Here is a 25,555-nt window from a genome sequence, read left to right on the forward strand (position 1 = left end):
TGTTATTTACCACTTAAACTCACTTAAGTTGAATAAATTTGATCAATTGAATGTTTAAAAAAATATGTTATACACAGTTAAACGATCGCGTCATTTTTATACAATTGACAGTTTTCTAACGATCGTTTAAAAATAGATAAAACAACTAAAGCGAGAACAACAATATGTTAAATTCACAAGGAAAAGTAAGCCGAGAAATCCGAGGTCATATTTTCTTAATCGGCTTGGATCGTGCAGATAAGCGGAATGCTTTTGATAGCCATATGATCCATGACCTATCACTTGCGCTCACGGAATATGAAAACAATCCTGAACTTCGCTGCGCAGTAGTTTTTGCGCATGGTGAACATTTTACTGCGGGTTTAGATTTGGTTGAGTTACAACCCAAATTAGCTGACGGCGTTTTTAGTTTTACTGATGATATGGTTAATCCTTGGGGGACTGTAGGGCGCCAAAGAACAAAACCATTGATTACAGCAGTCCAAGGCTATTGTTATACCGCAGGGATTGAACTGATGTTGAATTCAGATCTTGTCATTGCCAATCAAAATACCCAGTTTACGCAGATCGAGGTACAACGTGGTATCTTGCCTTTCGGTGGCGCAACAGTACGTTTCGTACAAGCCGCAGGCTGGGCAAAAGCCATGAAATATGTACTCACAGGTGATTTGTTCAATGCACAAACAGCCTATGAAATGAATTTGGTTACCGAAGTCGTTGAAGGCAATAATCAGTTGATTCGTGCATTGGAATTAGCTGAACGTATTGCAAGTGCGGCACCACTTGCAGTTAAAGCAGCGCTGCATTCTGCCCATCAAGCATTTTTACACAGCCCTGAAGTTGCGTTTGGTAATTTGCAAAATTTATTGACGCCGTTGCTCAACTCTGAAGATGCACAGGAAGGTGTAAGAGCCATGATTGAACGTCGTGCTCCACAGTTCAAGGGTCAATAAATCATTATTTTAAGATTTAGCAATGCCAAAAAATTAGAGATAAGATGATGCCAAATATAAACCACCTCGCACAAATACAACCCTCGAAAGAAAATGGTTTTAAATGTGAATCGGTCACATTTCAAGCTTTGGATGGTTATACACTCGTTGGAACTCGATATACACCAACCACCCATCCATTTAAAGCCAATTTACTGGTTTCCAGTGCAACAGGTGTACCACAGGCATTCTATCGACGATTCTCTGAATATGCTTCGCAAATGGGCTATCAAGTGCTTTGCTTTGATTACCGTGGTGTAGACAAGTCTGCACCACGGCAACTAAAAGGCTTTAAAATGTCTTATCTGGACTGGGGCAAATTAGATCTTGCAGGTGCGATTGACTACTTTTTTGAAGATGACACTGCTTTATTTGTTGTGGGACATTCTTATGGTGGTCAGGCACTTGGACTAACCCCCAATCACGATAAAGTCACAGCAATGTATTGTTTCGGTACAGGTGCTGGATGGCACGGCTATATGCCTTTGAAAGAAAAACTTAAAGTCCAGGTGATTTGGAATATCGTGTTTCCCCCGATGGTCGCCATCACGGGTTATTTACCTTGGAGTAAACTCAATATGGGGGCTGATCTTCCAAAAGGCGTATATCAACAGTGGCGTAAATGGTGTAAAAATCCAACTTATTTTTTTGCTGATCCTGAACAACAGACATTGCATGACCAATATGCTCAAGTCAAAACGCCGATTTATGCTGTCGCAGCTTTGGATGATGATTGGGCTTTACCGAACTCTCGTTATGCATTTATGCAACATTATAAAAATGCGCCTATGCATTTTATCAATATTTCAGCAGAAGATTTCGGACTTCAACAGATTGGACATATGGGATATTTTCGAAAAGGTTCGGAACAGATTTGGGATAAAATGTTAGCTACTTTTGAGAGTTTAATACCATCTTGTTCATAAATACAGCGCAATATAAATTTGTAGATTTTCTAGGTAAGCTATGCGTCCACAAAAACTTTCTACTGAACAGATGCTCAATAGCTGTGCTTTACAATTTAAAGCACATGGTTATGCTGGGACAAGTATGGATATGTTGGCAAAAGCATGCGGACTGAGTAAAGCCTCTTTTTATTATTATTACCCAAATAAAGAAGCTTTATTGATGCAAGTTTTAGAACATACTCATCAATATCTAAATCGATCTTTGTTTAAGCTTGAAGACTTTACTGTCATTGATACATCTACCCAGTTTCAAACCATACATGAAAAAGCAGTACTTTTTTTTAGTTATGAAATAAAAGGCTGTCTCATGGGTATTCTTTCATTAGAAGCCAATGATATATCTTACACAGTGTTGCAAAAGATTCGCACCATTTTTCAGGATTGGCAGCATGTTTTATATCAACTCTTTAAACAAACACTCAACGAGCAAGATGCTCAAAATGCAGCCAAAATAACTGTAGCAGATTATGAAGGAGCAATTTTAATGTATCGACTTTATCAAGATATATTCTATTTGGATCAAGTCAAAAAACGTGTGCTGCAACTACTATAAAATAATTTTATTCAACTTTAACCCATACATAACTTCAGTGATTTAAATGATGAAATATTTAACAAATTTAATTTTTTATGCCTTCCTTTCAACCAGTATCTGTAGCATTGCATATGCCAAATGCAATCAGACAGATCAACTGCAGACCTATAGCTGTATGGAGCAGCAGCTCAAAACAGATAAGGTAAAAATGAATAAGATCTATCAACGAATCTACCAACAATATGATGCTAAAAATAAAGCATTGCTGGAAAAAGCACAAAAAGCTTGGCTGAGCTATCGTGATGCGCAATGTACAGAACTTACGGGAAGCTTATATTATGGTGCAATGGGCTTAGCTTCAGGCTTTGCACATTTAGACTGTGAAATGAATGCGACACAATTTCGACTCAAAGAATTAACCAGTTTACTGGAAGGTCAATAACAGTCTTTAAACTCAGCTTTATGTTCTACCCCCTGATGATCGACATGGGCGTAGAACACGCCATAACGCCCAACATAATATTCAAGCGATTGGTCATGATAATTCCAAAAAATAGACCATTCACCAAAGTCAAATGAGCCAACTTGACTTTGTGTATTCATTGGCATCTTACTCAACATATCATGCTGAATATGCCCCGCTTGAGAAAAATCTTTGGTTTGTAGCGCCTGCTGAAAAAACAATTGTGCTGCAGCATCAAATAAACGTTGATCTTCATCAGTGACCTGAAACTCATTGGCAGTTTCTGGTTCGGTCATAACTTGCTGTTCAACTTGATCTATAGGATCTTGTGTTGAGGATATTTCTATGGTGTTTTTTTGCCGTTCTTGATCAATCATCTGTTTAATCAGCTTGGTTTTTTCAGGCAATTCATGATCTTCGGGTGAATTTTTTATCCATTTGGAAAGGTCTTGCCTTTGCTGTTCAACGGCTGCATTAATTTTATGTTTAGCGAACAAACGCCATAACACATAGAGTGCAATCAAAATGAGTAAAACAATGATTAATTTCAACATAGACTCATCTCAAACATAAAATACAGCTTAGTTCAGACGTATTTGCCAAGTTTAAAGCTAGATATTTTGATTGTTTTTTTAGTGATATACTGATTGAATTGTATAACGATCAAAATCAACTGATCAGCTTTAAACGTAACAATTTCTTTCTTTACAATACCTAATCAGCAGTTGTTTGAAATAGCTTTAAATTCCCACCTGAAAATACAAGCCCTTTGTTTGGTATCTTCTTTAAAGTTATGGGTTTTCCTACATTTTTATAAATCGGCTTGTCACCATCAAGTTCTTTTAAATCAATTTTTTGAATGTAGATCTGATTATTCCGTGTATAGAGCTTTACACCTCCTTCATCTGATGCCATATAATGAACTTTTAGATGATGAATATGTTGTAAGTCTTCTACCCATACAATAATTAAATCACCACCTCGTTCATACATACCATCAAAATAAACAGTATCTGCATCGATTTTTTCTGCTTTTACTGCAACATAACCAATAGCATCAACACTATGATCAACAAAATAGACAGTTTTTTTGCCATTAAACTGCAATCCATATGCTGAATAATATTGTTCTTTATTTTGCTTCTTGGTTTGGCATGAATAGCTCTTTAACCCGACTTTTGTTGAACCTAACTGGTAAGTTTGTGCTGTAAATATGTCGCTATCATCTTGTGTGCATTCATTAGAAAGCTTCGTTTGAACAGTTAATTGTTCAAATGGTTTGGCATAGATTTGTGCTGTTGCCACTAAACCACAAATCAATAAAACGGATGGGAATGATCGTATTTTCATGTCGATTTTCTATATTTTTAGAATAAAGGATGATCACTTCAATACTTTAGCAAAGAAATGATCGATTCAAGCATCATTGTATCAATATTTAAATGATACAACACCCTATCCGTACGTATAGAACATTTAAAAATGATTATTGTAAGGTCTTTAACTGTGCCAAGCTTTGCTGTTGTTGTAATTGTTGCTCAAATTCTGCTTTACCTTTTGCCACATAATTTTGCAATCCATCTGGATCAATAAATGCATTTTGATCACCTGCTTTCAGTCTGACCAATTTCTGCTTCATATTGAAACGATCAGCTTTATTTGCCAAAAAGATATCAGCATGAATCGCATTTAACGTTTGAAATGTTTTTTGCATATCCGTCACGATATGAGGGTAATTTTTGTTATTTAATAAATGATAGCCCCCTGTAAACAAACTATCAGCATAAATAATTTGATAATGTTTAAAGTGATACTGTACTTCGGTTGTCCATGAAGTCGCACCCGGTAAATGCCCAGGCGTAGCATGAGCTGTAAAGACTTGTTGACCCAACTTTAACTGCTCGCCATCTTTAAAAATCAGATCCGCTTTTACAGGAGGAAATGGCAATTGATTTCCCAAAGCAAAGTCCGTGCTGGCGCCATTGGCGAGCATCTCAGCATTCTCTGCACTGGCAATCAGTTTTGCCCCACTCCATTGTTTTAATTTGGCAAAACCACCTGCTTGATCCAAACGTGCATGACTATTTAACAGATATTTAACATCGGTGATTTTAAAACCCAATTTCTCAATATTACTTTTGATCTGCACCGCAGATTGATCAATTCCACTATCAATGAGAACCAAACCTGCACCTGTATCAAATAAGACTGAAGAAAGATTTTCAGTACCGACATAATAAACATGGTTGAAAATTTTAAAAGGCTCAATCGGTGCATTCCACAGCTCAAACAGACTCATCGGTGGAGCTTCAGTCAATGCTTGTTGAGAGTTTAAGGCTGCAGCTTGTGAAAATTGAATACTCATTGCCATTAACGAAACAACGATAGATTTGATCAGGCGCATATAAGCGATCCATGCTGACAAAGAGCCGCTATATTTTCTCAAATCCTGATATTTTTCAAACTTTAACTGTCTAAAAAACAGCTAAATACAGCTGTAATTGTAAAAAACTTTTTCAACTATAACTTATGGCTTATTTCTGAGCTTAAGCACTTTGTTTGCAATACGATTACTGGTATCTATCGCAAATTGATCAACATATTGGCTATAAAAATTTGCAACGATTAAAGTCACAGCAATTGCACTTAGACCGGAAACAAGAACAGCCCACGAATATGCCCAATGCCAAGTTAAAAATAAATTAAACAGTGGAATACACACCAAATACAACATCAACAAATGCAGTAAGTAAATGGAAAAAGATAATTTACCGAGCCACACCAAAATAGGATGATCCAAATGTCGCGATAATAATGGGTTCATCAATACACTATAAACAATCAAGATTCCTGCAATAAAATTGCCATAATCATAGGTGTTTTCACCTAAGATATGGTAAAGACCCGCATATGATGTACTGGTATTGTGCGCTCCTGCAAAATACAAACCTGTGAACAACATGAGAATCGCAATCAAATTGGGCAATGTTTTCGCATAGAGATAAATATAGATTCCAATAATAAAACTCGAAATACCAAAGCTAAACCCTTGTCCGCGCCATATAAATGCAAGACAGGGAATCAGTAGTGATGCGAACCAAAATGCTATCTTTTTATAATGATAAAGATAAAGTAAGAAAAATAAGACAAATGAACCCATCAACTCAATGGTCATGGTCCACAAGACCCAATTGATATCACTTTCAGAAAATAGAAAAGCACCTATCGTGCCTTCATAAAGTGCATGACTAAAACTGTAATTTTGTACTGCAAATGCTTGTAACCAAGCCCCCACATGCTGGCTATCGATATGAATGATTTTAAAGACTGACCAGATCAGCAAACATGATGCGAGTGCAGGAATCATTAAGCGTGGATAACGCTTAATCATCATATTCTTGATTTTAGAATGAAATTGCTGCGGGCTTTTTAAGATGGCATAGCTCAGTACATAGCCACTCAATACAAAAAAAACAAAAACAGCTGCATCGCCTGAGTAAAAAAAACCAAACGGCGAATGATGTACGTGATACACCCATTTAAGATCCGTGGTTTCATGAGGATCAAAGTGATGTAAATATGGAAAAAAACTCATGGCAAGATGAGAAAATACGACAGCTAAACAGGCTAAGCCTCGGATACTTTCTGCCGAATTTATTTTTGCGGACATCTATTATTCCCTATGAAAACAAAAGCCCCAACCTGTGGGACTTTTATTGACTCAACCCTTAGTCAATGTAAGTAATACGACCATCTGCATCATGGTGTACTGTCGCCACTTTTTGCTGACGAGATTGCACCAATGCATCAGCATTCAGATTAAAATAATCAGCATATTCCTGAGTAGATTTTGCTTCTGCTTCTTTTTTAGTTTTAGCAGGCACAAAGTTACTCCACAACCACAACGAAATCGCACAAGCAATTAAAGCAAACAAACCACTTTCTAGAGCTTTTGCAAAAGCATTAAAAAAGTAGTGTACCAATTGTGGCTTTTCTAAAGACAGATAGCCAATCAAAATAACAATCGGTCTCCAAAGCAACAACCAAAATGCCCACAACATTGCAGTGATGGTTGTCGAAAAGTAACGACGATGCCAAGGTAACTGCTTGCGTACATCAATAATCAAAGACTCAGTTTTCATTTTCATATCTCAAAAGCACGATATTGGCTTAAGTTATTTAACCTTTTAGTCATCTTGTCGCATCCCACGGTCAGGACTTACCCAACGAGCTCGTTTACTGTCACCACGTAAAAGAACTTTAGGAAATGCCACAATACTTGCCGTTACGGTAATCAACCAAAATACAAAAGGATACCAAATCATCCAATAATAGTTTTTTGCCAAACTTGATTCATAACGACTGTCCATCCATTTGCTGATTGCAAACTGTAATAAACAAGTCGTACCGAGTAAGATTCCTGTTCCCATCGGTAATAATGGAGAACTCATTGCTGGGAATCCAGCATAAGGAAGAACCAAATGTAATATCCAGAAAATCACCATAATCAACATTAAATATGACCAGACCAGCGTTAGAATCAACTCAATAATCAAAGGCCATAAAAAATTCAGTTTCGGTTTGAATAATACATCTATATTCTTAATTAAAACTTGCGCACCACCCATTGCCCAACGTAAACGTTGTTTCCATAAACCATTAAAGGTTTCAGGCATCAAAATCCACACCAATGCATTAGGTTCAAATTTGACATCCCAACCTGCACGATGCAGCTTCCAAGTGACATCAATATCTTCAGTCAGCATATTGGGTGACCAATACCCTACTTCATGTACAGCACTTTTTCGAAAAGCCGTGATCACACCTGATACAGTAAATAGACGTCCAAAGGTTCTTTGCGCACGCTTAATCATTCCGACAATCGAAGAAAATTCACCGACTTGAATGCGCCCAAGCAAAGTTGAACGTGTACGAATACGAGGGTTACCTGTAACCGCTGCAACGGTTGGATTATTTAAGAAATGACGAATCATCCATTGTGCAGCATGTGGATCAAGCAAAGCATCACCATCAATCCCGATCAAGAACTCAGCCTCAGTAAGCAAACTCCCCGCTTGTAAAGCCATCGCTTTACCTTGGTTCTCTGCCAAATGTACAACACGCAGTTTGTCGTACTTCAATGCCAATTGATTGAGAATCTCGGCTGTATTGTCAGAGCTTCCATCATTGATTGCAATAACTTCGAAATTGGGATAATTCAACTTTAATGCATGGCTGATGGTTTCGTCAGCATTATCCTGCTCATTAAAACAAGGAACAAGCACTGCAACTAAAGGATATTCTTCTAAAGCTGCTGGCTGAGTATATGGAGGCTCTTTACGCTCTTTCCAATAGAAAATTAAAGCACCAATCATCCATAGATATGACATAAATAATGGATAATAGAAGATAAAATTTAATAAGGACTGCCACAGGTGCTGGATTGCGCTCATATCACACCTTAAGGAACCAATCGTTGTGGTTTAGAATCAAATACTTTACGCATCTCGGCAGTATTTGGATGATCTTCAATCGGATCATCTGGATAATAACCCACATGCATCACCCCTTGTTGGTACAAGGACTGAATTGTTTGAGTAATTTCAGAAGTCGGAATTTTCTGATTATTACGCCAGTTTACTGCCTGTAACTCAAAAATTGTCTTTTTGATCCCATTGGGCTGCTTCTTCACACGTTGCACTAAATCTTTATAGAATTTAGTTGCGTCAGGGGCTTGCTCCATATAAGGCATTGCCATGATTGCAGTGAAGTCATAATTTTTAAGTGACTGCTCTAAAGACTGCGCATACCAGTTTTCAGAATATGCAGACAGTGCCACCTGCGCATACAAGTTACGAGCTGTGAGTAAAAATGGTTGGTAATAACGTGCTTTCTGCGCCAAATCCATTGCAAAACTGTCGATTGTCTTGGTTTTAAAATCAGTCCATTTTTGCAGTTTCGCATCATCATTACGAATTTCTTCTAAATCCGCAGGTAAGCCAATTTTTTGATAGGCTTGGATCGCTTGAGGGCTTGCATCTTCATAATCGGATAAGGTTGCATCATCATGGAATAAAATTCCATCAAAAGTCGTCGACTTTGCTAAATCCTGATATATACCTTCGATCACTTTACGTGCTTCAGGAGAGTATGGGCTCAAACGGTGATAACCCATGTTGAGATGATCACTGTCTTTGGCTTGTTGAGTTACCACAACATCTTTAGAGGCTGGATTTGATGCAGGTAAATCCCAAGCCAACAACGGCATCCAGGCATATAAACGACTCACATGCGTCCGGGTTTGAATTTGCCAAGCAACACGGTTAAATAAATCTGCACGCATTGGAAGATAACGGTTCGGGAAATACACCATGTCAGCAGAACCGTTTGCATCTGGATCAGCAAAGGCTTGTAAGAATACTGTGGTCACATTCATTTCACGAATACGATCTAACAAATGTCCTAAATTCTTCTCTTGCTGTGCTTCGTCTGGATCATAAATATAATCAAGGTCGACATGCATCACTTTTTGCGGGCGATTATTGTCAGTAAAATTCATTTGACGACTTTGGATTTCTTGTGCCAAAGCGTCAGTGGTCATATTACCTTCGACCAAAATGCGGTTTAAATGACCTAATGACTTTTCAATATGATCAGGACCATCGTCCAAGCTAATTGTTATTGGCATGCCCACTTTTTTAGCCAATGCGACTGTTTCCATATTATAGCGACCATATGGCCACACCATGACGCGTGGTGCTTTTAAACCATGTGATTGCAATACTTTATTGTTCTTTTTCAAATCATTGAAAATACGATCTGCATAGACTTTATCCGATTCATAGGTTTTACTTTTTGGATAATATTCACGTGTTACCGCAGCAGGCTCAGAATTCCCTTGAGGATTGCCTAAAATACCCCGGTGTAAGTTATAGCTATGGCTACCAATTTCCACATATCCGCTCTTTTGCATGGTTTTCAGTTCATCCCAAGACAAAAGTTTTTTACGTGGTAATTTATCATCACCAAATTGAACCATTTCATTGGCTTTTGGTTCTAGCCAAGAACCCACAACAGCCAATACAACTGGAATCTTGCGTTGTTTAATTACTGGAAAGCCATATTGATAAAAAGACTGATAACCATCATCGACAGTCAATAAAACGGGTTTGGTCGGTAATTTAAACTTACCTTCATTGGCTTTAATAATTTGGTCAACATTGACAAAGTGATAGCCGTTTTTCTGTAACCAGTCTAAATGCAATTCAAACTGCTTTGTGGTAACCGCATAATCAGGAATGACGGCATCATGATTTGGCGTAATTTCATGATAACCAATAATTGTCAGCGTATTTAAATCAATCTTAGGTAGTTCATGCTCAATAGGAGTTTCAGTAGCAACTTGGTCTACTTCTGCCATAGCACTATTATAAAAGGATGAAAACAATAGTGTTACGCATATCATCGCTGAAGGAGAAAAGTAACGGCTTAGCATATATTTAAATACTCGATCATCATTGTTTTAAATCTGAACCCGCCTATAGCACTTCATTTCTGAAACACTAAAATCCTTTTTTAAGGCGAATTAAAACAGACGTTTTACAGCGATGATTTAAAAGAATAAAACTGAAACGAATCTTAAAAAATAACTCTGAGCAGAATTATTTATTTGCATCATTTAAACACTTTTAGGACAAAAGTATTGTAGAGGATTGTTAAACATTGATCAATTAATAAACAACAATGTCTTTAAATTGTGTTTAAAATCACACTATTACAAATCTATAAGCGATTAAAATAGCACTGACATTATATTTTTATAGCATTGAAATATGAAGAAAAAATGGAGCAATATTTAGCATTTAATCTCACTCTTTTTTCTGTCCATTCATTGTGTTTTTAAGATACAAAAATAGAGGTCTTTTGACCTCTATTGATTGTTTTAAAATCCTTGTATCAAGGAAATTTAATCTACTTAGTCACGTGTTTTTACATCAAACAACTCTATTTCAAAAATCAGATTAGAGTTCGCAGGAATAATTTTACCCATTTTACGTTCACCATATGCCAAGTGTGAAGGCACGATTAACTTACGCTTCCCGCCCACTTTCATTCCCATGATTCCTTGATCCCAACCTTTAATCACACGACCTGTTCCAATCACAGTTTCAAAATAATTGCCACGATCAATTGAAGAATCAAACTTGGTACCATCTTCCAACCAACCCGTATAGTGTGTGGTAATCAAAGCCCCTTTTACAGCTTCTTTACCTTCACCAACTTTTAGATCAATGATTTCTAATTCATTTGACATACATTATTCCTATTCACGATTAGATGATTATTGGGGAGCCTTGTCAGAGTCCGCCATTGCAGCAGCATAACTTTTACAAAAGCTTTGATAATCTTGTTCAACTTGTTGTGCATAATTATACGTGTATTTCAACAATTGCGTTTTCCAAAGTTCTGCATGTTGTGCAAAATTGATTAATTCATCTGCATTTGAAGAACCTTTACGTCCTGCTGAGCGTAATTGGGCATAGGCGAGTAAGCGTGCCATGTTATAACAGGCATCTGTAAACCTCTTGGGTTTATCTACACACTGTTTAAAATCAATTTTATCCTGTTCTGGTTGTAAAGCTTTGACAATATAAGCTTGACCATCAAAATCAAGCCTAGATAATTCAGCTGGTGTTTCATACTGCATGAGTGTTTGAATACACTGAATACGTTGTGCTTGATCTTCCCATTTGGGCTGTTCAATTTTTAAAAAAGGCGACAAACTCAATGATGATGCTTGAGCTTGCTTCACATCAAACAAGGCATATTTTTTATTTTCAATATCATAGACCAGAAACACATAACGATCTAAACCAATACTCCCCGTTCCAGCGACACGTATCGCAACATCTAATACTTGAAAATGGGAGGGAGACTGCAAATTATGCGTATTTAAATAGCCAGTAAACATCGCCACCAATTCAACATAGCGTTGTTTTGAATCAACCTTAAAATACTTCTTTTGGTCTATGTTTAAGTAACGTTGCTGAGTTTTTTTATCTAAAGATGAGTGCGTTTCAATAAACTCAAAGAAATCTCGTTCAGAAACTGTTTGAATATATTTCTTTAACATCCCATCTACGGTTTCTTTTTCGACGGCGTAGGCTTTTCCAAAAGCAAGCGCTTTTAAATATTCATCTAATAGCTGTTCAGCGATTATTTTTAAATCATCATCTTTGATATTCAGTGCTTTACCTGCCAAAAAGACACTACAAATAAATCGAGAAACATCCCAAGTTGGATGAGCCAATATGGCTTCATCAAAATCATTTAAATCAAAATAAACCACTTGATGACGACTGCGGTAACTCCCGAAATTTCCCACATGTAAATCACCGCAAATCCATGTGGTCATTTGATCGGTCCAAGTCTGTTGAGTTGCTAAATCTTCATAATATAAATGACATGAACCTCGGAAAAAACGAAATGCGCTGCTGGTCATCAATTTATATTTAATCGCAGTAAATTGTGCATCTCGTGGTTGGTTAAAACTGCAAACTCGTTCAAAAGGATCACGCATTTGTTAACTCCAATATTTTTATAAAAATTAAACTACGCTGTTAAGCTGAATTTTGGATGAATAAATACTGACGTTGTAACAACAATAGATTGTGTTTCTGTTAAAAGCTGAGCTCTTTAATGTTTGGATCTAACAATAAATAATGCGTTAATTTCTTATGATTTTGTGCAGAACCGATAACCACCCAACGACCAATAATCTGCTTTTCTGTCTTATTTTGTACTCCACGAAGAACTTTCATATTGTACTGTTTAAATAATTCTTCATATTTATCTAAAGTTTCTTGTTGGTAATCACATAAGATCCGATAATTACGAGATTGGTGAATGGCTTCAATTTTATCTTGAAAATACACCAGAAATATTAAGACAATCAGCACCAATATTGTTCCAATAAATGCTAAATATTCATAACCTGCTCCTGCCGCCATTCCCAGCGCTGCTACCATCCAGATGGTCGTTGCTGTGGTGATACCTGAAATCCGATTATCATCTTTAAAAATAACACCTGCACCTAAAAAGCCTAGTCCTGTCAAAATATTAGCAGCCAAACGATCTGGGTTTTCAACACCAATCTTAATGGAAAGAATAGTGAATAAGCAGGATGCTAGGCTGACCATGATCATCGTTCTCAATCCAGCCGACTTACTGCGATACTCACGCTCTGCACCAATAATTGCGCCAATTGCCAATGCCATTAGTAAATGGTAGATGTCGTTGTTCATGAGTCATTCAACATGTAGATGTTCGATCACTTTAGATATACGAAATTTAAGCAAAAAAAAGCAAGCGATTCGCCTGCTTTTTCTCAGTAAATTTTATTTCATCTTGAGCATTATTGAAGTTGAGTCCACTCAATCACAGCTTGAGCATCATCTCCAATTAAAGTCCATTCACCATCCATCACATTTAATTGCAACTGCATCGTACGTTGACATAAAGCTTGTACCGCAGTTGTACTGGCTTCAGACAATTTCCAAACCTGAACATTGGACAATGTTTTTAACTTGGAACTTCTTTTATACCATTCTGCAACAGATGTTCCATAAGCCACCACAGCAACTTCCTTACAACGTGCCGCAGCTTTTTTGACTTTATCTTCGTCAGGCAAACCTACCTCAATCCATTTGACCAATTGACCAGTCAAATCTTTTTCCCATAATGCAGGCTCATCTGTTTCAAACAAATCTTTGGTAAATTCCAGTTGTTCATCTGCAAAACGAGCAAATGCCAATACACGGACCATCAAACGCTCAATCGTTTCAGACGGGTGCAAAGCCATGGTCAATTGATAATCACCATATTGATGCACATCCATATTGGCAATATTGAGGTCAGCCTTATAAATTGTTGCTTTTAATGCCATGAAAATTCCAAAAGTTCTTCAATATGGCGCACAGTCTATAAGATTTTGCTTTGGATTACTGCGTTTTTTCCAATAGGTCTATCCTACAATTCAGTAAAGCATTTTCTAGGCTTTCCCAATCACGATCATGTTGTGTAATGAGCTCTATACGATTATCTATACTTTCCTCACCTGATTTATAGTTGATATGGTCTGGGTTAAAATTAAAAGTCATCCAACCTTGATCGGTATTAAAAATACCTTTAATTCTTAACCAATCTGTTTGCTCACACAAAACATCTAATAATTGGTAAAAATCGAATTGCCAACGTTTTGAAAATTTCCAACCAACCACCGTATAACCATTTGAAGTTTCTACATAGTGATAAGGTAACTGTTTTATCACGGGCAGTTCATCTTCAGCAGTTAATTTTTTTTGTGCTTGAATCAAAGGCACAACTTTACGTTGGATTCCCTGATGAGCAACATCTAACTGTTGAATATCCAAATGTCCTTGCTCTGCAAGCAACCAAGTTTGAATATAAGCAAAGTAGTCCTTTTTGAATTCATCTAAAGCCAAGAAATCGGATTCAGACATCAGATCTGTATGAGAAACTACCACCAATTGCGCAGCTTTTAATTGATCTTGATAGAGTTCTTGACTTATCCATTGTTGGTCATTTAATCGACTACCATCAATGACAGTAACCAATGCTCGCATATCAATTTGTGCTTGCCACTGGGGTTCTGTCAATTGTTCCAAAAGTTGTGCAGGATGCCCTAAACCTGTAGGTTCTATAAATAGCCGATCTGGACGCTTATCAAAAATTAAGCGAGATAATGCAATTTGCATGGGAAGTTGCCCAGCACAGCATAAGCACCCCCCCAACAACTCTTTGACTTCATAACCAGAGTCTTGAGGCAATAGTTGCTGGTCAACACCAATTTGCCCAAACTCATTCATTAAAATCGCCCAAGTTTCTCCCTCAGGCTTTTGTTGCAGCAAATGCTGTAATAAGGTTGTTTTTCCTGCACCCAAAAAGCCAGAAATAATATGAGTTTTAACTGCTTTTTCAGTAAAAATCTTCAAAATATCACCCAACCTAATAAAATAAACATATGAATGGCTATACTCGACTCTCTCCATTATTACGTAAAATTTGCCAATAGTTTCAAATTTTAAATCTATTTTTTAAATTAAAATTACAATAACAATCCAAAAGTCCAATATAGCATTCATTAAGATCATATAATCAATGTTATTTACAGTAACCAATCGGTATATTTTTTAATCATTTTTTCATATTTACATACATTTTAGCATTGCAAAAAAAGTAGAATAATCACAAAAAAGCAACACAATACAATGATTTGTTTTAAATATGTAATCCACCTTGTTATGCTTTGTTGCTGAGGTTGCCCAATTTTTCATCTGCACTTAGCATGACTCTACTCCCTGTGAACTGCAACGCATTTAACACACGACTGCTTTCACAGGTCGCTTTACGATTAATTTTATGAATTAAGGATGCCAATATGAAACTTGTTAAAACACTTTTAGCGACTACGCTTGCTTTCACTGCTTTCTCAACTTTTGCTGCAACAGATACAGCTGCAACAGAAGCAGAAAAAGTTGTCGTATCAACTCAAGAGCAACCAGCTGCTACTGAAGATGCTCAAGCTGCTGGACAACCAACTGCTCAACCAGCGACTGAAAGTGCTGCAGAAGCACCAGCGACTTCAGCTCCTCAAGCGGGTCAATAAGATTTAAACTCCTCCCGAGTTAGCAATTAAATTGTCTGTAAAGACAATTTGAATAAAAAGACTGGGTCATGCTGCGATTCAGTCTTTTTATTTTTTCTTATGATGCACAATGCTCAGCCAACATTCACGCCACTGATCATGATCTCCATCTGCTCACCTCTAAACAATTTTGCTTCTATTATTCCTGATAAAATATTGAGATCAATGAATATCATGCTCATCACAAAGAAAGCGTTAAAGATTCATGATTTAACTATTTGTGATTTAATTGGCGTGATTTAATGCTGATGAATCAAATCGAAAGGATAATATCGTTGCCGCTTGAGTATCGTATCATCCAATTTTAAAAGCTTAACAATTGCCGCACTTTCAAAACGCCAATAACCAAAGAAAACATCATTCTTATTTTTATCAAGATCAAACCAATATGTCTGTTTTATACTTGGATACCACTTGCGATCCAGATAATCTTTAAATCCCTCTATATTCTGTGTATCTATTAACTTTTTTATAAATTCAAATTTTTGTGGATAAAGTAATTGCTCAGATTTTTGTCTAGGCAATTGAGTGGAAATCAATACATCTAAAATCATATCTTGGCTGTTTTTACCCTCTAAAGTATTTACGATTCGTTGAAAATCACCCACGGCAACATCCAATAAAATTGCTAGAGAAACCATCCAGAGTGCCTGAATATAACCATCAAAGTAAATTTTATTATCATTGTTTTCAGTATTGCACCAACCTGCTTCAAATCGTGGAATAAGATCTAAAAATGAATCTTTCATTTGTTCAGAGCTAAAATCTGCTGAATACTGTGCAATCACCATATGCAAAGATATATTGAAGACTTGATGTTTGATAGCAGGTATACGTTGTTCTTTCTGATCAGCTGATTTTAAACACTGTTCATAAATGCAATATCATCCAAGTTTAGTTGAATATACGCATCAAAATAATGGCGATCTTTAAAATCTGTTCTCATAAGTGCTCCAAATAATTCTCAGTATGATTCAATCACTGTTTTTAAATAATTTTTATTAGGCATTCACTATAACCCAAATTCGCTTAGTTTATATGCATAAAAAACAGATCATGAGGATAGAGCACTTAGATTAAATTTAAACCGCCCACATTTCTGATTTTAAAAAAGCGCTGTAAGGGTGTCACTCATCAACACAACAAAAAAAATTATACTCGTTGAGACGCTCACGGTTATATTTTAGTCTCAATATTGCTCAATGCTACAGTTTGTTATTGTGGCGAGTATCCACTGATAATTCGGCTATAATACTTCGGTCTCAAATGACACGATTCAATTTGGGAAATTTATAAATAAAATCTGTGAAATAAAGATCAAAGAGGAAAACTCTATGTTAAAAAAATTTATAGGTCTTGGCTTATTAAGCATATTACTGACAGCATGTGGAAAACCATTGCCTGTAGACAAGCAAAATTATTCGGGTACTTGGCAAAGTGAGGATGGTCGTGTCAATTTGATGATTACTCCTGAAGGGCGCGTTGAATATAGCAATAAACAACCGAATTCAAGCTCATCTGTATCTGCTCCAATTTCTAAATTTGAAGGCAATAACTTTAGTGCTGGCGTTGGACCTCTCTCAACAGAATTTAAAGTTTCACAAGCACCTCAACAAACCGCTGAAGGATCTTGGACAATGACTGTAGATGGTCATGTACTCAACAAAGTGAATTAATCAACAGATTGATATGATCAGCAAATCTTGTACTGATGCTGTTTTAAATACATTGATAATCAAAAATAAACCTCTGTAATCAGAGGTTTTTTGTTGTAAGCAATTAATTGTGCGATGACTTTTTATAAATACTGCAAGAAGGATGATGGTTTTCTTGCAAACGTGCAACTTTACGATGCTCAGCAGCTTCAAAACGACAACGTTTCCAATCATTATCCAAATTCAATGCAGGAATTTGTTTTGGTTTACCATTTTCATCAACCGCAACCATGGTGAAATAACAACTGTTGGTATGACGAACCGTTCTTTTCTGAATATTTTGAGCTTCCACTCGGATACCAATTTCCATTGAAGTACGACCAACATGGTTGACACTTGCTAGAAAGGTGACCATCTCACCAACATGGATCGGTTCTTTAAAATTAACTTTATCTACAGAAAGCGTAACAACATAACTACCAGAATAACGGCTTGCACAGGCATAAGCGACTTGGTCAAGCAACTTGAGGATGGTTCCACCATGTACATTACCTGAAAAGTTTGCCATATCTGGGGTCATCAAAACGGACATGGTTAATTCTGACTGGTCATCTGTAGCTGGGATCAATTGATCTAATGGAGACATCGTATTCTAGACTCTATTTTAGGCAGGAGATTTGTGGCTATTATTATATATCTTTTCTACCAAAAAACATGCTTAATTCGGCAATTGACCATTCTCTCAACTTATGACTAAAAACATCTTCATTTATTTGGACTATAGCTTATTGGTTTATCAACTATTTTTGAGATTGATGACATCTTGTAAGCAATAGCCGTTTCAAACAGTATTGCCAAACTGACAAAAAATTTTGAATTTACTTAGGTGAATTGGGCAATTAAATGAAAACCTGATGTGACCTCATGCAACTGAGCATTCGATTGCTCCATTCAAAACACAATAATACGGCGCTATCCGATCTAATTGTATCTCTACACAATGTAAGTATGACGAAAAAGTATAAATTAAACTTTAATTCTGTACTTGATAGTGCTGCGAAATATTTTCAGGACTTTTCTTACTGGCAATAACAACCTCTAAATCATGAATACGTTGATTGGCAGCATCAATACCCGCTTGCATGGTATCTTGACGACCTTTCACATCAAAGATATGCGCTTTTTCTCTTAAATCAGGCTGAATCACAATATCTGCATTTTTTAACTCTTCAGCAGCCAATTTGTTTTGCATAATATTAATATTTTGATTAAACAAACCCCAAACATTGGTTGTTTCTGTATTGGCAGGCTGTGCCAAAATATCAACAGCAATGACCACATCCGCACCTAATTCTTTAGCAATATTGACAGGTACAGGACTGACTAAACCACCATCCACATACTCTTTGCCGTGTATCATGGTCGGAATAAACATACTTGGAATCGAAACAGAAGCTCTCACCGCTTGCCCTGTGTTGCCATAATTAAAAATGGTCTTTTCGCCATGTTGTAGTTCTGTTGCGACCACATACATCGGGATTTTCATTTTTTCTAAAGGCATTTGATTGATTTGTTTGTTGACATAATCTTCAACTTTTTGCCCATCAAAAAAGCCTTTCATGCCGATCTTAAAGTCACGTACATCCCCCACTTTCATATCTAAAGCGATTTGACGTAATTGTTCAGCTGATTTACCACTGGCATAAATTGAACCGACAATACTGCCCGCACTGGTTCCCACAATAAAGTCAGGTTTAATACCGTGCTGTTCCAATACCTCAATCACGCCAATATGTGCATAGCCACGAGCGCCACCACTCCCTAAAACGAGTGCAATCACAGGTTTTTTCTTTGAGGACTGTTGGTATTGATAAAAACTTTTGTCCAATCTAGAAGATGCTTCAGAAACTGGATGAATTGACGCCCCTGTAGCCTGAGAATTTCTTATAGGTGAGTGCGTACATGCAGCTAAAGAAAGACTACAAAACAAAGAAATTAAAACTTTATTTAACAATGACATATATTCTCAGATCAGGGCATAATCCAAAGGTGCATGTATCTAAGCATACTTTTTATGATATTGCTGTTGTATTTATTTAAACTGTCATCATTTCTGGCTATATTATAAAAATCTTTGAGCTTAAAATAATCCAATTTAAAAATGCCAAAACTAATTGAGATCTTTTGGATTTTCTTAAAATTAGGCTGTACAAGTTTTGGTGGTCCTGCAGCACATTTGATCTTTTTTAAGCATCATTTTGTTGAAAAGAAACATTGGCTGAATGAGCAACAATATGCCCAATTACTCGCACTCACCCAATTATTACCTGGTCCGAGCAGCAGTCAAATGGGCATGGCGATTGGATACTTACACCAACGCCACTTAGGTGCAATTGTCGCTTGGCTAGGATTTACCTTGCCTTCAACACTGCTTATGTTCTTTTTGGCATATTTTGTTCAACAACATTATAAGATTTCAGCAGCCTTATTTTCTGCAATACAGTCGATCATTCTTGCCATCATTATTTTTGCGTTTTGGCAAATGTTCAAAAGTTATTGTAGAACTAAATTACAATTTCTGTTGATGTCCCTGAGCGCCATATTACTTCTTATCTTTTCAAATGCTTGGATTCAATTTGCAATCATTTTTATCAGTGCAGTATTGGGTATCTTTATTCATAAAGTAATCTCTATTCAGCCTTCAAAATCCGTTGTTAAACACAAGACTGAACATATCTTCTTCCGATCTGTATTCGCTTTACATCATCACAGTATAAGCTGGCTGGTCATATTTATTTTAATTTTTTTCGGACTGTGGTTAGGCGCCCTTTTGTTTACAACTACAGGAGCAATGACTGCTTTTAACCTTTATAAAACGGGTGCTTTAGTTTTTGGTGGAGGGCATGTTGTACTTCCAATGTTGTATCAAGATTTTGTGCATACAGGAATGATTAGTCAGCAAAATTTTGAATTTGGCTATACCTTGGCTCAGTTTATGCCAGGTCCGTTATTTACTTTTGCCAGTTATATGGGTTCATTTTTACCACTCAGCCCATTTCCACTCTTCAATGCATTGATAGCAACCTTGTTAATTTTTCTACCCTCCTTCTTCTTCATTTTTACAGCATTGCCCTATTGGTCAAAACTCATCAGCAATGTTTACATTCAAAATTCAGTCACTTTAATCAATGCCGCTGTGGTTGGATTTCTCCTCTCGATCATTGTGCCAATGACAGAAAAGAACTTGAATCATCTACAAGATATATTCAGTACTGTGTTGATGTTATGTAGTTTAAAACTGAACATTTCGATCTTTATCAGTGTGCCTATTATTTTATTACTGCGTTATATGTGGAATACGATGGCATAAAAAAGCCAGTGATTCACTGGCTCAATACAACATTACAAGACAATCAGATTAAGCAATAAATTTAAGAATCAATTGAATCACTGTCGCATTAATTAAATCGACAAAAAAAGCACCGCATAAAGGAACGATTAAGAATGCTTTATGAGAAGGACCGTACATATTGGTAATTGCTTGCATATTGGCAACCGCTGTTGGTGTTGCGCCCATACCAAAACCACAATGACCTGCTGCTAATACGGCTGCATCGTAGTTTTTCCCCATGACTCGGAATGTCACAAATGCTGCATACAAAGCCATTGTTAATGTCTGAGCAGAGAGAATAACGACTAAAGGACCAGCTAAATCAGCCAACTGCCAAAGCTTTAACGATAACAAAGCCATTGCCAAATAAAGCGATAATGCGGCATTTCCAAAAACATCAATCGCGCGATCGAACATTTTAATGCGTAGAACACCTTCTAGTACATTACGAAGGATAACTCCCCCAGCAAGTGCCCATACAAATGTTGGTAATTCAAACCACTGCCCTTTACTATATCCTGTCATAAACTCAGCAAAAGCCAAACATGCAGCAAAAAGACCTAAAGTCGTAATTGCATTATCTGCTGTGATCAAACGAACTTGATGTGGATACTCGAATGGAACATATTCACCCAGTTCAGTCACTGCTTGCTGATTGGTTTCATCTACTTCTTTTTGTGTCTTTGGACTAGACAATTGGTAGCGGTTGATCAGCAATTTTGCCAATGGACCACCGATAATACCGCCAATAATCAAACCAAATGTCGCACTTGCCATACCCAATGCCAATGCACCTTGTATGCCATGCTGAGTTTCAAGGATTTCACCCCAAGCACCCGCAGTACCATGACCACCCGTAAGGGTAATTGATCCTGCAATCAAACCAACAAGCGGGTCTAAGCCGAGTGCAGTAGCTAAGCCCATTCCGACAAAGTCTTGAACCACGATAAATGAAGCAACACAGACAAGAAAAATGACTAAGCCCAAACCACCTTCTTTTAATTTAGCAAAATTGGCACTTAAACCAATTGATGCAAAAAATACCAACATAAAACTGGTTTGTAATTCACTGCTGGTGGTGATGCTATAACCCCATATATTGTGTACCAACAATGACAGAATTGCGGCAACCAAACCACCTGCGACAGGCTCAGGAATATTGTATTTACGCAAAAACTCAATTTTATTAACAAGGAAACGCCCCAATAACAATACAATGACTGCAGCAATCAAGGTATAAAAGGCATTAAAAGAAAATTCCATAATAATTATCCATGCTTAGGCTATATTTTTTGCTGTAAAGTGATGCCATTTCATCCTACTAAACTTTGTAATCACTTAAGATTAGCGGTTACTAAATCACCTGATAGACACAACAAAAAAATAAAATAAAAGGCAGATTTTCAATCTTGAAAACCTAAAGATTTTGAGAAAATAAACTAAAGATAGACTGAATTACAATGCTGCAAATATTTAGAAAAGAAAATGGTCATGATGTTACTCCTATTATTGATAAAAGATCATTTCATCAAACAATGAGAAATACAGTCCTGATAAGTCGTTCGCTCTACAGAACAGGCCAAAACATGTGATTTATCTATCCGACAGCATCAACATGTAAAAAAAAGAGCGTCAATTATGCATTTTTTTTGACAAATGTCTAACTAAACATTAAAAAAATTTTGTTATAAAAAACTATCTTTCTTAGGCAGACTTTATTGATGCCATTAAAATAGAAAAGCCGAGGAAAAATCCTCGGCTTTTCAATCACTAAAGTCTAATTTAGAAATTATATTTAGCCATTAAGCCCACACGGTTATCTTTATATGATTGACCTGCAAAAGTTTCACGCTTACCGTTGATATACTCGATACCCAAATCAATTGGTTTCGCTGGTGAGTAAATCACGTTTAACCATGCTTGTTGAACTTTCTCATTTGCAGATTGGTTCGCTTTTGCGAAATCAGTACCGTTGTCAGCAAACAATGCACCATATGCTAAAGTTGAACGCAGGTTAGGTAAAATTTTATAAGTACCACCCACTTGAACTGCAGTGAACTCATTCTGTTCAATATCACCATTTACCACAGAGTAAGCACTGTTACTACCGTATAAGTAGTTACTGTTACCTACAACATAAGAAGCATCAGCAAAAAGTTTTAAAGGATCTGCAACTTTAAAGTCTGTACCTACACCAATACCCCAGCCTGTTTTATCTTTACGGATATTGTTGTCTTTATAATTCTCCACCAAAACACGTGCAGAAGCGTTACCGTTACCACCCGCATATGATTGAGTTACTTTACCAGTTAACACTGGAAGACTGTATTTAATTGCAGTACCTGTTATACCAGCACTATTGCCTTCTTCAGCAGCAACCAATAATTTTGTAGTCGGTGCTAGATTATATGCATAACGAACTTGCGGAATACGTGTCGTACCACCACCTAAGTTAGTTGCAAAGTCAATCATTTCTGGCGCATGGCTAGACAAGAAGTTAGATGTTGTTTGACCAAATAACCAATTGTTATAAGTTAAGTAAGCATGACGAATACGAAGGTTTTCATTCACACCATTACCCGCAAAGTCAACTTCAACTTTACCACCTACTTTTGCATCGCCTACAGGTGTGTTAAAGTCTAAACCGATACGCGTGGTTTTCGCAGTAGCACGTAATTTATCTTTCGCTTCACCCGTCGTTGCATTCACTTTGTTGAAGTCATCGTCTGCACCCTCGATGATATAGTTCGCATCACCACGTACAAAACCGTAAATGTTAATGTCAGCGCCAGATTTTGATTTCAAACCTGAAGAAGCTGATGCAGGTGCAGATTCAACTTTAGACTCGACCAGACGAACTTGCTGTTGCTGTTGTTGAAGCAATGCTTTTAATTCTTGAACTTCATTGCGTAATTGTTGAATCTCTTGGCTGTCAGTAGCAGCTTGAGCTGTATTTACCATCAAAGCAGTGACTGTTAATGCTAAGCTTTTGATAATAAATGACTTGCGGTTTGTGAATAGACTCATGAAATACTCCTAGCCTTATTTATGATGTGCATCCGTACAATTTGACCTTTTAACCCCAGAACTTTGCTAAAAAATCAATTTTTCTTGTTTTCTTCAGTAGTCTCTCAAACACCACATTAAAAAAACATTGCACATATATGCTTGCTATTAAATTATGAAAGCGTTGAAACTAAGTTAAAACCCAAAAGTAACAATTTGTGTATAATTCTTACACTGTTGTAATCTAGCCTAACTCAACCCCTTAATTAAAATCAGTTTTACCGAATAAGACTTTGATTTCAATTCTTTTTTCAGATTAACATTTCTATAATTATTATATAATCGGGGGGTTAGCGAAATCTTGACAAACGTCAGTCGCTCAATATACGACTATCGTATATAGTCTAATTGATGGAAAACCAAGCTTTATAGGGAAAATTAATAGTGACAATGACGTTCAAATTGTGGATTTAATAATTACAGGTCTTGCTTGATTATTTGAAATGTGTCGTTAAATGAGGGCTCAACGATAACAAATTCTTTCAAACACTCTTAATATCTTTGCTACTTTTTACAGCCTTAAATGTTTCGCTGATCATAAAAATCATTTCAATCAAAATTTATTGTTTTCACTTTGCCTTAATCTCATTGCTCATTCCACTAACACTTCTCTGTACTTAGAAAATATAGTGCTTTTAGCCTAGTAAGCCTTCATTCAGTTGTTGTGTGAACAACGCTATTTATTAGCAAACTTCGTAAAGGATAAAAAACTATAAATAACAGAACTTTAATCCAATATAAATTATCACGATCCATTTTTAATTTGCTTTGTAATCTTTTGTAAGTGAATCTTGTTAATTAAAGTGTCTTTATGACACTATATATGTATTGGCAATAAGCCACTTTATGAGAGTCAATTCATGTCTATTCAAATTCAAGATTCAAAACAGAACCTGATTTCTGTACAAACGATCCAATTTGCGGGTGGTGAAAGACATATCCAAATTTCGGCAGAAATTTTGAATACCTTGAAAGGTACAATGCAAATTCAAGCAAAAATTACCAATAGCCAAGAGCTCATGGATTACTTATTGCTCGAAAATGTATTGCTCAACCAAGGCTTAGAAATTGATTTAGAAATCCCTTATTTTCCCTATGCACGTCAAGATCGCATTTGTGCAACTGGACAAGCTTTTTCACTAGAAGTTATGACAAAGCTGTTAAATATCAACAATGAAAAGTTTCCGCAGCAACGTAGATCCATCAAAGTCTGGGATGCTCATAGTGGTGTGACAGAAAAACTTTTGCATGAAAATACACACTTTTTTGACATTGAAAATGTCCAACCTAGTGAAATAATTTTAAAAAATGAAATGTTAACTAAGCTTTTAACAGCAAAGAAAACGGTTTTAGTCTGCCCAGATGCAGGTGCAAAACAGCGTACAAAGACAATTGCCAATGCTGTAAATACATTTCGTGATCGTGAAATTGATGTGGTCTTTTGTGAGAAACGACGCGACCCTGTCACTGGAAAAATCCAAAATGCTCAGGTCAATGCAAAAGATTTATCGGGTAAAACCGCAGTCATTACTGACGATATCTGTGACGGCGGTGCAACGTTTATCGGCATTGCGCAAGAGTTAAAAAAATTAAATTGTGAGCATGTGATTTTATACGTTACACACGGCATTTTTAGTAAGGGCTTACAAGTATTCGATGGTTTAGTCGATCAGATTTTTACTACAGACAGCTTCCCTCAAATCGAAAATCCAAAACTCAACGTCATTAAATTCAGCCGTTTCAATACATTGTAATTAT

The 25,555-nt window shown here is 36.6% G+C and carries 25 protein-coding genes; 8 read left to right on the forward strand and 17 right to left on the reverse strand.

The genetic code is table 11. From position 1 onward, the window contains the following. The first annotated feature begins 164 nt into the window (after nt 1-164). From ACINWC743_RS13275 to ACINWC743_RS13290, 4 genes are read left to right on the forward strand one after another with little or no spacing between them, the layout of a single operon-like run. Complete coding sequence (locus ACINWC743_RS13275) at nt 165-953, forward strand: crotonase/enoyl-CoA hydratase family protein (protein ID WP_009585800.1); 789 nt, start codon at nt 165-167, stop codon at nt 951-953. A 47-nt stretch (nt 954-1,000) separates the two neighbouring features. Next, nucleotides 1,001-1,918 carry an alpha/beta fold hydrolase gene (locus ACINWC743_RS13280; RefSeq protein WP_042089421.1) on the forward strand — a complete coding sequence of 306 codons (918 nt, stop codon included), beginning with the start codon at nt 1,001-1,003 and terminating at the stop codon, nt 1,916-1,918. 40 nt (nt 1,919-1,958) lie between these two features. Continuing rightward, nucleotides 1,959-2,513 (forward strand): TetR/AcrR family transcriptional regulator, encoded by a 555-nt coding sequence (locus ACINWC743_RS13285; RefSeq protein WP_009585844.1) that lies wholly within the window; start codon nt 1,959-1,961, stop codon nt 2,511-2,513. 46 nt (nt 2,514-2,559) lie between these two features. Next, nucleotides 2,560-2,937, forward strand: coding sequence for a lysozyme inhibitor LprI family protein (locus ACINWC743_RS13290; RefSeq protein WP_005030812.1), 378 nt, complete (start codon nt 2,560-2,562; stop codon nt 2,935-2,937). Here ACINWC743_RS13290 and ACINWC743_RS13295 read toward each other — a convergent pair. From ACINWC743_RS13295 to ACINWC743_RS13350, 12 genes are all read right to left on the reverse strand, one after another. After that, nucleotides 2,931-3,512: a hypothetical protein gene (locus ACINWC743_RS13295; protein ID WP_009585806.1), complete on the reverse strand. Its 582-nt coding sequence runs from the start codon at nt 3,510-3,512 to the stop codon at nt 2,931-2,933. The two genes, ACINWC743_RS13290 and ACINWC743_RS13295, sit on opposite strands and share 7 nt — an antisense overlap. Before the next feature lie 160 nt (nt 3,513-3,672). Next, nucleotides 3,673-4,308 carry a hypothetical protein gene (locus tag ACINWC743_RS13300; protein ID WP_009585834.1) on the reverse strand — a complete coding sequence of 212 codons (636 nt, stop codon included), beginning with the start codon at nt 4,306-4,308 and terminating at the stop codon, nt 3,673-3,675. 136 nt (nt 4,309-4,444) lie between these two features. After that, the gene (locus tag ACINWC743_RS13305; protein WP_009585815.1) at nt 4,445-5,362 is read right to left on the reverse strand and encodes an HARLDQ motif MBL-fold protein; all 918 of its coding nucleotides are present in this window, start codon (nt 5,360-5,362) and stop codon (nt 4,445-4,447) included. A 123-nt stretch (nt 5,363-5,485) separates the two neighbouring features. Next, the gene (locus tag ACINWC743_RS13310; protein ID WP_009585830.1) at nt 5,486-6,628 is read right to left on the reverse strand and encodes an acyltransferase family protein; all 1,143 of its coding nucleotides are present in this window, start codon (nt 6,626-6,628) and stop codon (nt 5,486-5,488) included. Between the two features lie 58 nt (nt 6,629-6,686). After that, nucleotides 6,687-7,100: a poly-beta-1,6-N-acetyl-D-glucosamine biosynthesis protein PgaD gene (gene pgaD / locus ACINWC743_RS13315; protein WP_004828110.1), complete on the reverse strand. Its 414-nt coding sequence runs from the start codon at nt 7,098-7,100 to the stop codon at nt 6,687-6,689. A 45-nt stretch (nt 7,101-7,145) separates the two neighbouring features. Further along, a complete protein-coding gene (gene pgaC / locus ACINWC743_RS13320; RefSeq protein WP_004828107.1) occupies nt 7,146-8,411 on the reverse strand; it encodes a poly-beta-1,6-N-acetyl-D-glucosamine synthase in 1,266 nt (421 codons plus the stop codon). An 8-nt stretch (nt 8,412-8,419) separates the two neighbouring features. Then, nucleotides 8,420-10,453, reverse strand: a complete 2,034-nt coding sequence (gene pgaB / locus ACINWC743_RS13325; RefSeq protein WP_004828105.1) for a poly-beta-1,6-N-acetyl-D-glucosamine N-deacetylase PgaB — start codon at nt 10,451-10,453, stop codon at nt 8,420-8,422. 480 nt (nt 10,454-10,933) lie between these two features. Next, nucleotides 10,934-11,272: an FKBP-type peptidyl-prolyl cis-trans isomerase gene (locus ACINWC743_RS13330; protein ID WP_004828104.1), complete on the reverse strand. Its 339-nt coding sequence runs from the start codon at nt 11,270-11,272 to the stop codon at nt 10,934-10,936. 27 nt (nt 11,273-11,299) lie between these two features. Further along, complete coding sequence (locus ACINWC743_RS13335; RefSeq protein ID WP_009585801.1) at nt 11,300-12,538, reverse strand: DUF2252 domain-containing protein; 1,239 nt, start codon at nt 12,536-12,538, stop codon at nt 11,300-11,302. A gap of 100 nt (nt 12,539-12,638) precedes the next feature. Then, entirely contained in the window at nt 12,639-13,262 is a 624-nt protein-coding gene (locus tag ACINWC743_RS13340; protein WP_004828100.1) for an MgtC/SapB family protein, read from the reverse strand. Between the two features lie 110 nt (nt 13,263-13,372). Further along, nucleotides 13,373-13,903 carry a YaeQ family protein gene (locus ACINWC743_RS13345; RefSeq protein ID WP_009585855.1) on the reverse strand — a complete coding sequence of 177 codons (531 nt, stop codon included), beginning with the start codon at nt 13,901-13,903 and terminating at the stop codon, nt 13,373-13,375. A gap of 55 nt (nt 13,904-13,958) precedes the next feature. Continuing rightward, on the reverse strand, nt 13,959-14,972 hold the full coding sequence (locus ACINWC743_RS13350) for a CobW family GTP-binding protein (RefSeq protein WP_009585824.1): 1,014 nt from the start codon (nt 14,970-14,972) through the stop codon (nt 13,959-13,961). A 446-nt stretch (nt 14,973-15,418) separates the two neighbouring features. Between ACINWC743_RS13350 and ACINWC743_RS13355 the strand changes: the two genes are divergently transcribed. Continuing rightward, nucleotides 15,419-15,646: a hypothetical protein gene (locus ACINWC743_RS13355; protein WP_005030824.1), complete on the forward strand. Its 228-nt coding sequence runs from the start codon at nt 15,419-15,421 to the stop codon at nt 15,644-15,646. Nucleotides 15,647-15,924: 278 nt separating this feature from the next. Here the strand turns inward: ACINWC743_RS13355 and ACINWC743_RS13360 are convergent, their stop codons facing one another. Further along, nucleotides 15,925-16,563, reverse strand: coding sequence for a PoNe immunity protein domain-containing protein (locus ACINWC743_RS13360; protein ID WP_227510893.1), 639 nt, complete (start codon nt 16,561-16,563; stop codon nt 15,925-15,927). Between the two features lie 456 nt (nt 16,564-17,019). Here ACINWC743_RS13360 and ACINWC743_RS13365 point away from each other — a divergent pair, with 456 nt between their 5' ends. Further along, a complete protein-coding gene (locus ACINWC743_RS13365) occupies nt 17,020-17,361 on the forward strand; it encodes a hypothetical protein (RefSeq protein WP_004828092.1) in 342 nt (113 codons plus the stop codon). A gap of 103 nt (nt 17,362-17,464) precedes the next feature. Here ACINWC743_RS13365 and ACINWC743_RS13370 read toward each other — a convergent pair whose 3' ends face one another. Continuing rightward, complete coding sequence (locus tag ACINWC743_RS13370; protein WP_004828090.1) at nt 17,465-17,986, reverse strand: acyl-CoA thioesterase; 522 nt, start codon at nt 17,984-17,986, stop codon at nt 17,465-17,467. 387 nt (nt 17,987-18,373) lie between these two features. After that, nucleotides 18,374-19,360 (reverse strand): patatin-like phospholipase family protein, encoded by a 987-nt coding sequence (locus ACINWC743_RS13375; protein WP_005030827.1) that lies wholly within the window; start codon nt 19,358-19,360, stop codon nt 18,374-18,376. A gap of 141 nt (nt 19,361-19,501) precedes the next feature. On the opposite strand from ACINWC743_RS13375, the gene chrA reads away from it, so the two are divergent. Next, nucleotides 19,502-20,710, forward strand: coding sequence for a chromate efflux transporter (chrA, locus tag ACINWC743_RS13380; protein ID WP_009585808.1), 1,209 nt, complete (start codon nt 19,502-19,504; stop codon nt 20,708-20,710). A gap of 48 nt (nt 20,711-20,758) precedes the next feature. Here the strand turns inward: chrA and gltS are convergent, their stop codons facing one another. Both gltS and ACINWC743_RS13390 read right to left on the reverse strand, forming a co-directional pair. Next, complete coding sequence (gene gltS, locus ACINWC743_RS13385; protein WP_004828084.1) at nt 20,759-21,994, reverse strand: sodium/glutamate symporter; 1,236 nt, start codon at nt 21,992-21,994, stop codon at nt 20,759-20,761. Between the two features lie 519 nt (nt 21,995-22,513). Next, nucleotides 22,514-23,758: a DcaP family trimeric outer membrane transporter gene (locus ACINWC743_RS13390; protein ID WP_004828082.1), complete on the reverse strand. Its 1,245-nt coding sequence runs from the start codon at nt 23,756-23,758 to the stop codon at nt 22,514-22,516. Nucleotides 23,759-24,657: 899 nt separating this feature from the next. Here ACINWC743_RS13390 and prs point away from each other — a divergent pair. Beyond that, nucleotides 24,658-25,551, forward strand: coding sequence for a ribose-phosphate diphosphokinase (prs, locus tag ACINWC743_RS13395; protein WP_009585833.1), 894 nt, complete (start codon nt 24,658-24,660; stop codon nt 25,549-25,551). Nucleotides 25,552-25,555: the final 4 nt, after the last annotated feature.

Source organism: Acinetobacter sp. WC-743, from assembly GCF_000335555.1.
In the GTDB taxonomy this organism is placed as follows: Bacteria; Pseudomonadota; Gammaproteobacteria; order Pseudomonadales; family Moraxellaceae; genus Acinetobacter; species Acinetobacter bereziniae.